General features: G+C 32.7%; 13 protein-coding genes. 6 read left to right on the forward strand and 7 right to left on the reverse strand.

The annotated features are described in order from the left end of the window. Nucleotides 1-15: 15 nt before the first annotated feature. From ED556_RS13960 to ED556_RS13970, 3 genes are all read right to left on the reverse strand, one after another. Nucleotides 16-1,101: an efflux RND transporter periplasmic adaptor subunit gene (locus ED556_RS13960; RefSeq protein ID WP_296325203.1), complete on the reverse strand. Its 1,086-nt coding sequence runs from the start codon at nt 1,099-1,101 to the stop codon at nt 16-18. A 59-nt stretch (nt 1,102-1,160) separates the two neighbouring features. Next, nucleotides 1,161-3,503 carry a TolC family protein gene (locus tag ED556_RS13965; protein ID WP_296325205.1) on the reverse strand — a complete coding sequence of 781 codons (2,343 nt, stop codon included), beginning with the start codon at nt 3,501-3,503 and terminating at the stop codon, nt 1,161-1,163. Nucleotides 3,504-3,629: 126 nt separating this feature from the next. Further along, the gene (locus ED556_RS13970) at nt 3,630-4,232 is read right to left on the reverse strand and encodes a Crp/Fnr family transcriptional regulator (protein WP_296325208.1); all 603 of its coding nucleotides are present in this window, start codon (nt 4,230-4,232) and stop codon (nt 3,630-3,632) included. 226 nt (nt 4,233-4,458) lie between these two features. Between ED556_RS13970 and pepT the strand changes: the two genes are divergently transcribed. Genes pepT through ED556_RS13995 form a run of 5 tightly spaced genes read left to right on the forward strand, consistent with a single transcriptional unit; the run spans nt 4,459 to nt 8,324 of the window. Further along, nucleotides 4,459-5,694 carry a peptidase T gene (gene pepT, locus ED556_RS13975; RefSeq protein WP_296325212.1) on the forward strand — a complete coding sequence of 412 codons (1,236 nt, stop codon included), beginning with the start codon at nt 4,459-4,461 and terminating at the stop codon, nt 5,692-5,694. 19 nt (nt 5,695-5,713) lie between these two features. Then, complete coding sequence (locus ED556_RS13980; RefSeq protein ID WP_296325216.1) at nt 5,714-6,793, forward strand: glycosyl hydrolase 53 family protein; 1,080 nt, start codon at nt 5,714-5,716, stop codon at nt 6,791-6,793. Between the two features lie 59 nt (nt 6,794-6,852). Continuing rightward, nucleotides 6,853-7,257 carry an AraC family transcriptional regulator gene (locus ED556_RS13985; protein ID WP_296325218.1) on the forward strand — a complete coding sequence of 135 codons (405 nt, stop codon included), beginning with the start codon at nt 6,853-6,855 and terminating at the stop codon, nt 7,255-7,257. A 31-nt stretch (nt 7,258-7,288) separates the two neighbouring features. After that, a complete protein-coding gene (locus tag ED556_RS13990; RefSeq protein ID WP_296325220.1) occupies nt 7,289-7,684 on the forward strand; it encodes a VOC family protein in 396 nt (131 codons plus the stop codon). Between the two features lie 40 nt (nt 7,685-7,724). After that, nucleotides 7,725-8,324, forward strand: coding sequence for a YdeI/OmpD-associated family protein (locus ED556_RS13995; protein ID WP_296325222.1), 600 nt, complete (start codon nt 7,725-7,727; stop codon nt 8,322-8,324). Nucleotides 8,325-8,413: 89 nt separating this feature from the next. Here ED556_RS13995 and yajC read toward each other — a convergent pair whose 3' ends face one another. From yajC to ED556_RS14015, 4 genes are all read right to left on the reverse strand, one after another. After that, complete coding sequence (gene yajC / locus ED556_RS14000; protein WP_296325225.1) at nt 8,414-8,707, reverse strand: preprotein translocase subunit YajC; 294 nt, start codon at nt 8,705-8,707, stop codon at nt 8,414-8,416. A gap of 9 nt (nt 8,708-8,716) precedes the next feature. Continuing rightward, the gene (locus tag ED556_RS14005) at nt 8,717-9,274 is read right to left on the reverse strand and encodes a DUF1573 domain-containing protein (protein WP_296325229.1); all 558 of its coding nucleotides are present in this window, start codon (nt 9,272-9,274) and stop codon (nt 8,717-8,719) included. 124 nt (nt 9,275-9,398) lie between these two features. Beyond that, complete coding sequence (nusB, locus tag ED556_RS14010) at nt 9,399-10,310, reverse strand: transcription antitermination factor NusB (protein ID WP_296325233.1); 912 nt, start codon at nt 10,308-10,310, stop codon at nt 9,399-9,401. A gap of 124 nt (nt 10,311-10,434) precedes the next feature. Then, entirely contained in the window at nt 10,435-11,538 is a 1,104-nt protein-coding gene (locus tag ED556_RS14015) for a Glu/Leu/Phe/Val dehydrogenase dimerization domain-containing protein (RefSeq protein WP_296325236.1), read from the reverse strand. A gap of 133 nt (nt 11,539-11,671) precedes the next feature. Here ED556_RS14015 and ED556_RS14020 point away from each other — a divergent pair, with 133 nt between their 5' ends. Beyond that, nucleotides 11,672-13,426: an ABC transporter ATP-binding protein gene (locus ED556_RS14020; protein ID WP_296325239.1), complete on the forward strand. Its 1,755-nt coding sequence runs from the start codon at nt 11,672-11,674 to the stop codon at nt 13,424-13,426. Nucleotides 13,427-13,480: the final 54 nt, after the last annotated feature.

Raw genomic sequence — 13,480 nt, forward strand, 5'->3', positions numbered from 1 at the left:
GTTGGTTAGTATTTATTATTGAAGTTTAACCTCTTGACCATCAAGCAACGTCTGTAAGCCAGCTGTAGCTATTTTTTGGCCTGCAGATAATCCTGACTTAATCTCAAACCCTTCAGCCGTTAAATTTCCAAGCGTAATTTTATGCTTTTTCACTCTAGATTTATTCCCCTCATTTTCTATTAAAAAAACAAATCGCCCATTGCTATCTTCTCCTACAGCATTAGCTGGTATTACTAAAATGGTATTACTGTTTTTTCTGTCTCCAAAATCGAAAGTTACATTAGCAGCCATGCCACTTTTTATCTCTTCACTAGGATTGGTAACTTTTACTCTAACAGGATACGTAGCAGAGTTGGCATCAACCGCTGGTGCAACTTCTGTAACTTTAGCCTTAAATTGTTTACCTGGTAGCGATGCAAAATCTACATCTACATTCATGTTTTGTTTTACGCCATTAATAACACTCTCTGGTATACCTAAAGTTATTTCCATATCTGTACCTGCATTAAGAGTTGCTACTGATTGTCCTGGACTTACAGTCTCATCTATTTCTGCAGTTACAGAAGCAATGACACCATCTTCTGGTGCATAGATATAACCATAGTTTATTTGATCTTGCTGAATTCCCACACCTCGCTTAGCTGATTGAAAACTTTCCTGAGCAGTTTTATAGGCATTTTTTGCCGATTCAAAATCACTTAACGAAGCACTTCCTTTTTCAAATAATGATCGTGTACGATTTAAACTCAACTTCGCGGTATTCATTTGAGACTCAGCGCTGTTAAGTTGAGTAACGGCTTGCTCATAGGATAATCGTGATTGCACATTATCCAGGCGTGCCAACAATTGTCCTTTTTTAACAAGCTGACCAAGTTTTATATCAAATTGCGTTATGATACCTGTATTCCTAAAACTTAAATTGATGATTTTATCGGTTTGTGCAGTTCCGCTAAAACTTCTAATCTTTTCACCACCTAAATAACCAATCTCTTGGAATTTAACGGGTCTTATGAGTTTTTCTATGACCTTTTCCTCTTCTTTACATGCAATAAGTAATAAAGTCGTTAAAACTAAACTGAAAATTTTAAGTCCTTGTTTCATTTTGGTTGTAATTTAGTTGGGCTTTAATTACAAAAACAGTAATTAAGCTTTATTTTATGTTAATTTCTATTATTCGAAAATTCTAAAAAACGTCTTGTAAATGCATCGTTACTTTCTTTAGTATTAAGTAAAAAGTAATACCCTAAGAAGCGTTCTAATTGTAAGGCATTTATTAAATAATTATATATAGCATTTGCTCTGTCTAGTTGTGCATTTAAATAATTATTTTGAGCATCAATCAATTGAATAATGTTAACAGCTCCACTAGAATATGAGGTTTGAGTTAACTCTAAAGCTTCCCTGGCAGTTTCTTCAGAAACTTTAGATAATTCAATATTAGAAATTTCATTTATCAGGTTTAAAACAGCATTTCTGACATTGGCAGATATTGCTAATTCTGTATTCTCTTTGTTAATATTCAACTGGTCTTTTTGAATAATAGCCGTTTGGCGATTAATATTAGTAAGATTCTGATTAAGAATTGGTATAGATACATTTAAAGCCACGCTATAGTTATTGTCTACTAAACCAAAACCTTGTGGCGCAGTACTTCCTTTACCGCTTCTATCAAAGACTTGATTGTATTGACCCTGCAAGGCTACTGTAGGTAGAAAACGTCCTCCACTATTTAGTTTAATGTTACGATTTGTAGCATCTAAATTATAACCCAAAGACTTAAGTTCTGGTGCATTATTCTTTGCTTCTTGAATTAAAAAATCTATAAAAGGTTCTCTAGAAACTGGGTTATCTACCAAATCTCTAAGTTGGTTGTAATTGTACTCATTGAAAACACCTACACCTAGTTCAGCATCTTCAATATCAATTTCTGTATTTACAGGATTATTAAGTATTTGGTTTAATGAGATAAAACTTTGCTCTAATTGATTAATGGCTTGCACCATAGCCTGAGTGTTTTGTGCTAGCTGGCTTCGGAAACGCAACATATCTGACTTTCCAGATTCACCAGCTTCAAAGTTCTGTGTAGCTATCTCGAGGTTCCGTTTTGTTAGGTCTAAATTACGTAACTGAATCTGAGCATTGGTTTTTAAAACGAGTACATTAAAATAGACATTAGTTGCATCGAAAATTAGGTCTAATTGGTCTGTGTTAAAGTTTTCTTGTTGCGCTTTTTGTAAACTTTTTTGAATGGAAATATTAGCATTTGCAGCTTCAGAAAAAACGGTTTGTTCTAAAGTGATGTTTCCCGCAGTTTGAAATTCAGGGTTTTGTCCATTGCTTATTTCAGCCAAGTCTGGATCGTTATAAGTACCGTTAGCAGAAGCAGTAATACTCGGTATATAATTACTTTTTGAAGCTTTAACATCTTGAGTTGTTAAGTCAACATCCTTTTGAGAAGATTGCAATACAAGGTTTTTATCGAGAACTTGATTTATTACCTCTAAAAGATTAAACTGTTTCTCGGACAACGCATTTTTCATTTCACCAACAAAATCTGTATTGGTAATTAGGCTATACTTAATTGGTACATTGGTAGCCTCAGCAGTATTAAAATTAATGGTTAAACGAGGTGTATATTCTATATATGTCGGTAATTCTGATAAGTTTTTACCATTAACATAAGCCTCTACACAAAGTGCGATTCTGCGAAAAAATTGATCAAAATTACCATTGGATTGATTGGTAGCCATCAAACCCCTTTCTACGTCTTCAATACGTGTATTAGTAAATGAAGGAATCTTTTTTTGGATAAGTGTATTTGCGAGTGTTTTAATTTCGTCTGAGCTTAGAAAAAATCCGCCAGCTAAATAAACTGCATCTACACCTTCTATATTAGATGTTATGTCTGAAATAGTTTCATAAGGAATTAATTTATAGCTCGCCTCCAACTCTTGAAGTTCTCTATCAAAAGTTTCTTTTATAGGAAGAATGTCAATTAGTTGTGATTCTATTATAATCCCAACATTTTTAAAACCTGTAAGTTCTTTGAACTTGGTTAAATCATCTTTAAATGACTGAGAATCTATTAAATATGTAAAATTATCTATCCCAGAAGTGGTTTTAGTTAAGTCTACATTTACCATATCTTTATTAACTGCACCAAATAAAATTGTAGGTTTTTGATGAACCCTTTGCTTGCTTACAACAATATTATTTACCACTCCAAAAGCTAGAATAATATCTGTATTGCTGTTTAAAAGTGTCTGGTAGTTTTGCTCCGCTTTTTTTAGGTCGTAACCATTAACCAAAAAATTCTCTTTAGGAAAATTAATAATGGCATCTTCTCCAACTACCGCTCTAATTTGAGTTTGCAATTGTAGTACTATGGGTTGAAGCTCCTCGGTATTATTATCTGTTAATACACCAATATTATAACTATTTTTTTGTGCTAAAATGACAGTACTGCAAATAGTAAAAAGAACAGCGGTTAGTTGTTTTTTCATAATTATATTAGGGTTTTTTTAATTCTCTAAAAGAGCTTAAAAAATTTATTATGAGATCGACTTTTTAAAGTTTGTTAAAAACATGTTGCATCAAAATTACATTTATGACACAAAATTTTTCTTGAATTAATTCAAGACGCGATCTTTCTTTAAAAGTTTGCTATACCATTCTGGTGTTACACCTAAGAAATGTGCTATATGTTTAGCTGGTATTCTTGAAAATATTATGGGGTATTCTTTCTTAAGATATCTTATATAATCTTCTGAATTATAAACTAAAGAATGGCTTCTAACCTCATTAAGTTTAATAAACTTATTGAGAATATCCTTTATAAAAAAGGTATTGAATTCTTGATGCTTATCTAACAAATTTTCAAAATCAGCTTTGCCAGTTCTGGCAACAATACTCTCTTCAAGGGCAACGATTTCGTATTTTGTACGCTTATTTAAAAAGAAACTATCATGAGCGCAAGCTACATCGAACTCATCATCGAAGAAAAACCAAACGGCTTTTTTATTACCTTCTTCTGTAACTAAAGAGCACATAAAACTTCCTTTAATAATAGGATATACGTTAGGATCAAGGCTATCGTAAGGGATAAGAATTTCGTTCTTTTTAATGGTCTTAATCTCTATTATTGATTTAATGTCTGACCATAAATTATCGCTAACAGTAATTTCACTAGTAAATCTTGATTTTAATTTTGAATAAATTTCTTCTTCAGTCATTTAGTTAGTTTTAAGATTACTACTTTTTAAACCAAAAAATCAAACATTAAGAGGCAATAATGAAGAAATTATGAAGCTATTTTGCTCTTTTTTTAATTAGTTGGGTTGATAGTATGTCATTAAAAGTAAAGCTTATTTCAATACAAAGCAATAAATTGAAAAGTAATTGATTTCTTCTTAATTTTCATTTCAATAGTATTATTTTTGATGCAAAGCATTGCAAAATATGATAGATAAACAATTACTTATAGACCGTTTTATAAGCTACGTAACCATAGATACTGAATCTGACCCAAACTCTGATACTACACCAAGTACTGCTAAACAATGGGATTTAGCTAATAAATTAGTAGAAGAACTCAAAGCAATGGGGATGAGCGATGTGTCTATTGATGAGAATGCTTACGTAATGGCTGCGTTGCCAAGCAATGTAGATCACGATGTCCCAGTAATTGGTTTTATTTCGCATTTCGATACAACTCCAGATTATACAGGCGCTAATATAAAACCCCAAATTATCGAAAATTACCAAGGCCAAGATTTGGTGTTAAGCGCTGAAGAGAATATTGTTTTATCTCCTGATTATTTTGAAGATCTTCTACTATATAAAGGCCAAACCCTCATCACAACAGATGGCACAACACTATTAGGTGCTGATGATAAAGCAGGTATTACAGAGATTATGGAGGCGATGAAATACTTGATTAATAACCCTGAGATTAAACACGGCACTATAAAAGTTGGGTTTACACCTGACGAAGAAATTGGTCGTGGCGCACACAAGTTTGATGTTGAAAAATTTGATGCTGATTGGGCATACACTATGGATGGTAGCCAAATTGGAGAATTAGAATACGAGAATTTTAATGCAGCTGGCGCTGTGGTAACCGTAAAAGGTAAGATTGTACATCCTGGTTATGCTAAAGGTAAGATGGTAAATAGCATGTATTATGCTTCAGAATTTATTAATTCATTGCCAAGTAATGAAACACCTGAACAAACCGAAGGTTACGAAGGTTTCTTTCATTTATACAGCACTGAAGGTAAAGTAGAAGAAACAAAGCTGCAGTACATCATTAGAGATCACGATAAACAGAAGTTTGAAGCTCGTAAGGCATTGATGCAAAAAGTTGTAGATGATTTAAATGAAAAATATGGCAAACCTATTTTTGAAATCGAGATTAAAGATCAGTACTTCAATATGAAAGAAAAGGTTGAGCCTGTAAAACATATTGTGGATATTGCTGAAGAAGCTATGAAATCCCTTGGTATTACCCCATTAATAAAGCCTATACGCGGTGGCACAGATGGTTCACAGTTGAGTTATATGGGATTACCTTGCCCTAATATTTTTGCTGGTGGGCATAACTTCCATGGACGTTACGAGTATGTACCTGTAGAAAGTATGATAAAAGCCACTGAAGTGATTTGCAAAATAGCAGAATTAGTTGCTAAAAAATAAAGTAACTTAGTATTAATAAATGAGTCGCATTACTAAAATATTGATATGCTTTTTAATTCTAGTGTCTTGTGAGAATGAGCAAATAAATAATGTTAGTCCTCAAACGGGAAATGGTGAATTTTTATCTGCAGTTGACCTTTCAAGGTTCCCAGAGATATCAAATACAAGTCCTACTTTTTTTGATTTAGAAGGCAACGAAAAAGAGTTTTTAACGATACTAAAAGAAAATGGTGTCAACACAGTTAGGCTAAGATTGTGGGTTAATCCAGTAGACGAACATTCAGGATTTAACGAGGTAAAAGCGTTTTCTCAAACCCTAAGAAATAGAGGATTTAAAGTATGGCTTACGTTACATTATTCTGACACTTGGGCTGATCCTGGTCAACAAGAAACTCCGCTTCAATGGCAAGGTTTGGATTTTGAATCTTTAAAAGAAACCGTTTATAATTATACAGCTCAAGTAATAAATGAAATTGAACCAGACTATATACAAATTGGTAATGAAATAAACTCAGGAATGCTTCATCCTTATGGTAACATTACCACTAATTACCAAAACTTTTTAAATCTGCTTCAAGAAGCTAGCAATGCTGTAAGAGATAATTCAGAAGATTGTAAAATCATTCTACATTTTGCGGGAATTCAAAATTCTGATTGGTTTTTTAATCAAGTGAGCACAATTGACTATGATATTATTGGCGTATCCTATTACCCAATTTGGCATGGTATGTCTTTAAATAATCTTAAAAACGCTATGCAGAGCTTAAGCGAAGCTAACGATAAGCAGATTATCATTGCTGAAACCGCCTATCCTTTTACACTCGAGTGGAATGATTGGACAAATAACATTGTAGGCTTAGAAGAACAACTCATTTTACCTGAATATCCAGCAACAGAACTAGGGCAAAGTAAATTTGTTAGGGCTATAAAAACAATTACTCAAGAATTAGAGAAAGGTATCGGCTTTTGTTATTGGGGTGCTGAGTTAATTGCCTGGAATGGAAATCAAGCAACAAATGCCTCACCATGGGAGAATCAAGCTTTATTTGACTTTAGTAATAAGGCCTTACCTGCATTGGAGGAATTTAAAATTGAATAGAAGCTACACCCTTTAAATAAGTCTTTTTTACTAATTTTAAGAACATAAGCCATTAGCTAATGTCCTATTATCAAAAAAAGATAGATGCCATAAAAGACACTCTTTTTCCTAACCAAGAGCAATTAGAGACTGTTATTGGTATAAAAAACTATATTGATAACAACTATGAGTCAGATTTAAACCTTGATTTTATATCGCAAAAACGATTTGTTTCAAAATTCCATTTACTGCGGTTATTCAAGAGATATTATGGGCAAACACCAAGACAATATCTTATCGACGTACGTCTAAAAAAATCAAAAGATTCATTGAAAAATGGAATTTCTGTAACAGAAACTTGTTTCGCAGTTGGTTTCCAAAGTTTGGGTTCATTTAGTACGTTGTTTAAATCCAGAAATGGCAAATCACCAAGTCAATTTCAAAAAGAGCAACTTTCAAGAAGTATTACAAATTCTGATTGTTGAATTTTGAAAACTAAATCAATACAATACAAAAATGAAAATTACACTTGTTAGCATTCCCGTTAGAGACCAAGAAAAAGCATTTCAATTTTACACCAAAAAGCTTGGTTTTATTAAAAAGAAAGACACGCCTTTGGGTGGCGGTAACAGATGGCTAACCTTGGTATCTAAAGATGACCAAGATGGACCAGAATTATTATTAGAACCTGGACCAAACCATTTTGAACCTTGTAAAGTATTTCAAGAAGCCTTAGTAGAGGCCGGCATGCCTTACACACAATTTGATGTGGATAGTGTGGATGCAGAATATGAACGACTAAAAAACCTAGGTGTAGAGTTCAGCATTAAACCATCAACCTTTGGGACTGTAAAATATGCTGTATTTAATGATACTTGTGGTAATTTTATACAAATCGTAGAAACGATTTAATTGAAAAATTGGATTATCTTGGCAACTAAATTTATACGAGATGAAGAAAGTTTATTCTGTTGAAGAATACATAGAAACGAATAGCCATTGGCAAAAAGAATTAGAACTATTAAGAAGCATCGTTCTTAAAACCGAACTCAATGAAGCTATTAAATGGTCTGCACCAGTATATGATTTGGCTGGTAAAAATGTTTTAGGTCTGGGTGCTTTTAAACAACACTTTTGTATTTGGTTTTTTAATGGTGTGTTCTTAAAAGACGAACATAACCTATTGGTTAATGCACAAGAAGGTAAAACTAAAGGATTACGTCAGATGCGTTTTGACAATATTAAAGATGTAAACAAAGACGTTGTTTTGGCTTATGTAAAAGAATCCATAGAAAATCAACGTGCTGGCAAGGAGATAAAGGTAGACCGCAAACCAAAAGCTGTTATTATTCCTGAATTGCTTGAATCTACATTAAAAACCAATAAAGATTTATCAGCTGCTTTTAAAGCCTTGACACCTGGAAAACAACGTGAGTATTGTGAGCATATCGAGTCTGCTAAACGGGAAGCTACAAAGCTCAGTAGGCTAGAAAAAATTACACCAATGATTCTTAGTGGTGTTGGATTAAATGATAAGTATAAAAATTGCTAATTGCGAGAGTAACACCCCTATTAATTAATTTAATAAACTGCAAAAAAAAGGTCGCCAAATGGCGACCTTTTTTTTATATTTTATATCAACTACTTTGACTTTGCAGGAGCATTGAGCTTTTTACTCATCTCCATTGAGATTGCTGAACGGTCGAACTTTATTTTTCCAGCTAGTGTTTCGATTACACAACTGTTGTCCTTATCGTTTAACTCAGCAACCTTTCCATGCATTCCACTTTTAGTAATAACACGGTCGCCACGTTTAAGTTGATTATAAAAGTTTTTTTCTTGCTTTATGCGCTTACGCTGAGGCGCTATCATAAAGAAATAGAATACGGCTAACATAGCCGCAATCATTATAAAATTAGGATTAATTCCTTCCATTAAATTCAATTAATCGTGGTTATGACCTTCGTGACCTGGTCTAGTACTTGACTTCTTTGGTTGTGCTTGTAAAATACTAGAGCTTCCTGTAGTAGAGGCATTTACCTTAGCTGGTGCATTCGGGTCTTTTTCTACAAAAGCAGTGATTTTTACTTGCTCGTTTCCTTTAGCAGTATTAGTAGTCATAGTAATAGCTTTAGTTACCTTATTACCATTGCCTTTACCATTAAACTTTACTGTAAAATTACCTGTTTCACCAGGTGCAACTTGCTTAGTATAGTTAGATGGAACTGTACAACCACATGTACTTTTTACATTACTTACTACTAACATAGAATTACCTGTATTAGTGTAGTTAAACACTGTTTCTACTGGAGTTCCGTTTTCGATAGTACCAAAATCATGAATTTCTTTATCAAACTTAATTACTGGTAAATCACCTGCATTAGCATCACGTTCTGCTGCAATTGCAACATTTTCAGAATTCACTTTGCTTGCTGCATCATCTTTACAAGATGTAAAGGCTAACATACAAACTGCCCCTAAACCTAAAATAACTTTTTTCATCGCTATATTTTTAAAATTAATTATGAATATTTTTTATTACGCTGCCAAATGTAGTAATTATTTCAACGAATTAAAATTTTTAATACCGTCTTAACAATCAAAAAACTATTGAATTTATTGAGTTTTACATTAAACCACGCCCTATTTTATTATGAATATTATTGGCGTTGTACTCCTTTACTATTTTATCTAAAATACCATTTATAAATACGCTGCTCTTAGGTGTAGAATATTGTTTGGCAATTTCTAAGTACTCATTAATGGTAACCTTTACTGGTATAGATGGGAATTTTTGAAATTCGCAAATTGCCATTTTAAGTAGTACTTTATCCAGACTTGCTAATCTATCACTATCCCAATTGGTGGTTTTTGCATCTATTTCCTTCGAAAATTTAGATGTATTAAGCAATGTTTTTAAAAGTAAATCCTTAGCAAAAATTTTATCCTCTTCGTCTTTATAAAGTGTTGGCATCAAAAAATGCTCAGTTTTAGAAGGTTTTAATTTATTCAGCTTCTTAACAATGGCTGTGTTAATCACCGGTAAGTCATCGACCCAGGTTATTTGTTTGTCTTCAAAATAATCAAACAATTTATCATTAGGTGCAATAAACGCGGTATATACATCAATTATAAAATCCTTCTCTTCCTTAAAATTAGATACACCATTCGCCATATAGTCTTTGTACAAATCGCTTTCAATTATGGTTTTGTAAATGATATCGACATACTCAAAGTCCAAATCCCAGCAATTTAGTTTTCTATCAGCTATGGTCTCTTTTAAAGTTGCATTATTGCTGATTAATTCTAAAACAGTATTATCCGCAAACTTTCGGTTTGGATTAATATCTTCCTCTGTAGCAAGAAGTTTTTTTTGAGAACGTTCTAATTTTGAATTTGCCTTCTTTTGAAGCTCAATAAATAATGCTAAAATTGTGAGGTACAAATCGGACATCTTACCGATGCTGTTGAAAAGAAATTTTTCATCTTTCTTAAAATTATCACTTTCTGAGCCAGTGAAAGCGAATAATGTTTGCATTACCTTAATACGAATGTGTCTTCGATTGAGCATAAATAAAGAACTGTTTTTTTAAATCATTAAAAAAGGTGAAACTTTAAAAATTTCACCCTGCAAAAATAGTATTTCTTACTATTCAAAAAAATTATTTTGAATTTTCTGCTTTTCGAGATTCTATTCGGCTTTTAGCAATGTTTAATGCAGCTGAATGTGCTGTGAGATTATTTAATTCTGCGTTCTCTAAAATCTCCAAAGTTGTATTGTAAATATTTTCGGTTTTACGCATTATTTCTGCTCTGTCATAATTTTCAAGCTCCGCATAAACATTAATAATACCTCCAGCATTAATTAAAAAATCTGGAGCATATACAATACCTTTTTCTCTAAGTTGTTTTCCATGCCTTAATTCACTAGCTAATTGATTATTGGCCGCACCTGCAACGATATCTGTTTTTAGCTTATTGATGGTTTCATCGTTAATAGTTGCCCCTAAAGCACAAGGCGCATATATATGCATTTGTTCAGAATAGATATCATTACCATTGTAAATAGACACACCATACTTAGAACTCACTTCTTCTAAGCGCTCTTGACTAATATCCGATATTACAACATTAGCGCCTTCATTTACTAAATGCTCCACAAGAGATTCACCAACATTACCAATACCCTGGACATACACCACTTTATCTTCAAGTATATCTGATCCATATTTATACTTTGCTGCTGCTTTCATTCCCATAAAAACACCATAAGCAGTAATTGGAGAAGGATTTCCTGCGCCACCTTTACTTTCAGAAATTCCAGTAACATAAGGTGTTACTTCTCGTACCGTATCCATGTCTTCGGTTGCCATACCAACATCCTCGGCAGTAATGTATCTCCCACCTAATGAGTGAACAAATTCACCAAATCGACGCATCAATTCTGGTGTTTTTTGAGTCTTAGAATCACCAATAATAACTGCTTTTCCACCGCCAAGATTAAGACCAGTAATTGCAGACTTAAACGTCATACCACGAGATAAACGTAATACATCATTTAGTGCATGCCATTCGCTTTTATATTGCCACATTCTGGTACCACCTAAAGCTGGGCCAAGTACTGTGTTATGAATGCCAATTATTGCTTTTAAACCAGTATCTTTGTCATTGCAAAACACGATTTGTTCGTGATTATCAAAAGATAGTTGTCCAAAAACTGGATCGGCATTTTTAAAATCTTTTACGTTAATAACGTCTGTTGTCATAAGTAGAAAAATTAAGTGCTGTGTTGAGGATTACGAAAAAACAGCGTGCAAAAATAACCCATAATTGAAGGATTAGCAAAATATTAACTGAAAAATAAGATTATAGCAATAGGTTTGTATTCCTTTAAAGTTTATGAAAGCATTAAAACATCTCAATAAATACTTCTACAAATACCGATATAGACTTATACTCGGTGTTTTTATTACAATAATATCAAAGATTTTCGCTCTATTTACACCGAGGCTTATTGGTAAATCCATTAACATTATTGAGTCTTATTTAGAAGGAAATCTTACCGCAGAAGTTGCAAAAGCAGACTTATTCACCTCAGTATTATACATATTGGGTGCAGCTTTAATTGCTGGAATTTTTACATTTTTAATGCGACAAACAATCATTAATGTGTCTCGTTATATCGAATTTGATTTAAAGAACGAAATCTATAAACAATACCAAGTTTTATCATTGAGTTTTTATAAGTCTAATCGTACAGGAGATTTGATGAACAGAATAAGTGAAGATGTTGGTAAAGTTCGTATGTATGCTGGTCCAGCCATTATGTATACGATTAATACGATAACTTTATTCATAATAGCATTAACTTATATGTTTAGTACAGCTCCTAAACTTACACTTTACACTATACTGCCATTACCTGTATTGTCTTTTGTGATTTATAAGCTTAGCCGTTTAATAAATCATAGAAGTAAAATTGTACAAGAGTCGCTATCATTATTATCATCGTTCACTCAAGAGCAATTTAGTGGAATATCAGTTATTAAGTCCTACACTATTGAGCCGGCTACAAATAAAGATTTTGAGGTGTTATCTGTAGAGAACAGAAAAAAGCAAATAGATCTCGCTAAAGTTCAAGCGTTTTTCTTTCCATTAATGATATTATTAATTGGTGTAAGCAATTTGCTAGTAATATTTATTGGTGGTAAGCAATATATAGACGGTGAGATAGAAAATATTGGTACCATAGCTGAGTTTATTATTTATGTTAATATGCTTACATGGCCAGTAGCAACTGTTGGTTGGGTAACATCGATTATTCAGCAGGCCGAAGCGTCTCAAAAACGTATTAATGAGTTTTTAAAGCAAGAACCTGAAATAAAAAATATAGTCGAAGATGTATCTGACATAAATGGCGGAATTAGTTTTAAGAATGTAACTTTTACCTATCCTGATACAAACATTACAGCTTTAAAGAATGTAAGCTTTACTATTGAACCTGGCGAAAAACTTGCCATATTAGGGATGACAGGTTCAGGAAAATCAACCATATTAGACTTAATAGGAAGATTATACGATACCCAAGAAGGTAATGTATTAATTGATGGCAAAACCATTACCGATGTAAACCTCTTTAGCTTGCGTGAAAGCATAGGATATGTACCTCAAGATGCATTTCTGTTTTCTGACACTATTAAAAACAATATAAAATTTGGTAAAGAAGATGCCAGTGATGAAGACGTTATAGAGGCTGCTAAAAATGCTAAAGTGCATAAAAACATCATTGGTTTTAAAAATGGTTATGACACAATTCTTGGTGAACGTGGTGTTACACTATCAGGAGGTCAAAAACAACGTGTATCTATTGCTAGAGCCATTATAAAGTCTCCTGAAATTCTGCTATTTGATGATTGTTTATCTGCGGTAGATACAGAGACAGAAGAAAAAATACTTAAAAACTTAAACAAAGTATCTAAAGATAAAACCACAATTATTGTAAGTCATCGTATTTCTTCCGCAAAAAATGCTGATAAAATAATTGTATTAGATGAAGGGAGAATTATCCAATCTGGCACACATAAAACCCTCAAAGAAATAGATGGATATTACAGGGATTTATACATCAAGCAACGCTCTGAAAAAGAAATTTAGTTATTTGTTGGTTACTATTTAAATTTTTTACATTTTTGGTCTGCAATTAAAACT

Source organism: Winogradskyella sp., assembly GCF_003712105.1.
Taxonomy (GTDB): Bacteria; Bacteroidota; Bacteroidia; order Flavobacteriales; family Flavobacteriaceae; genus Winogradskyella.

What these genes read in the sequence shown, in the direction of transcription:
- ED556_RS13960 (WP_296325203.1), bottom strand. Translation starts at nt 1,101, where the DNA reads ATGAAACAAGGACTTAAAATTTTCAGTTTAGTTTTAACGACTTTATTA.
- ED556_RS13965 (WP_296325205.1), bottom strand. Translation starts at nt 3,503, where the DNA reads ATGAAAAAACAACTAACCGCTGTTCTTTTTACTATTTGCAGTACTGTC.
- ED556_RS13970 (WP_296325208.1), bottom strand. Translation starts at nt 4,232, where the DNA reads ATGACTGAAGAAGAAATTTATTCAAAATTAAAATCAAGATTTACTAGT.
- pepT (WP_296325212.1), top strand. Translation starts at nt 4,459, where the DNA reads ATGATAGATAAACAATTACTTATAGACCGTTTTATAAGCTACGTAACC.
- ED556_RS13980 (WP_296325216.1), top strand. Translation starts at nt 5,714, where the DNA reads ATGAGTCGCATTACTAAAATATTGATATGCTTTTTAATTCTAGTGTCT.
- ED556_RS13985 (WP_296325218.1), top strand. Translation starts at nt 6,853, where the DNA reads ATGTCCTATTATCAAAAAAAGATAGATGCCATAAAAGACACTCTTTTT.
- ED556_RS13990 (WP_296325220.1), top strand. Translation starts at nt 7,289, where the DNA reads ATGAAAATTACACTTGTTAGCATTCCCGTTAGAGACCAAGAAAAAGCA.
- ED556_RS13995 (WP_296325222.1), top strand. Translation starts at nt 7,725, where the DNA reads ATGAAGAAAGTTTATTCTGTTGAAGAATACATAGAAACGAATAGCCAT.
- yajC (WP_296325225.1), bottom strand. Translation starts at nt 8,707, where the DNA reads ATGGAAGGAATTAATCCTAATTTTATAATGATTGCGGCTATGTTAGCC.
- ED556_RS14005 (WP_296325229.1), bottom strand. Translation starts at nt 9,274, where the DNA reads ATGAAAAAAGTTATTTTAGGTTTAGGGGCAGTTTGTATGTTAGCCTTT.
- nusB (WP_296325233.1), bottom strand. Translation starts at nt 10,310, where the DNA reads ATGCAAACATTATTCGCTTTCACTGGCTCAGAAAGTGATAATTTTAAG.
- ED556_RS14015 (WP_296325236.1), bottom strand. Translation starts at nt 11,538, where the DNA reads ATGACAACAGACGTTATTAACGTAAAAGATTTTAAAAATGCCGATCCA.
- ED556_RS14020 (WP_296325239.1), top strand. Translation starts at nt 11,672, where the DNA reads ATGAAAGCATTAAAACATCTCAATAAATACTTCTACAAATACCGATAT.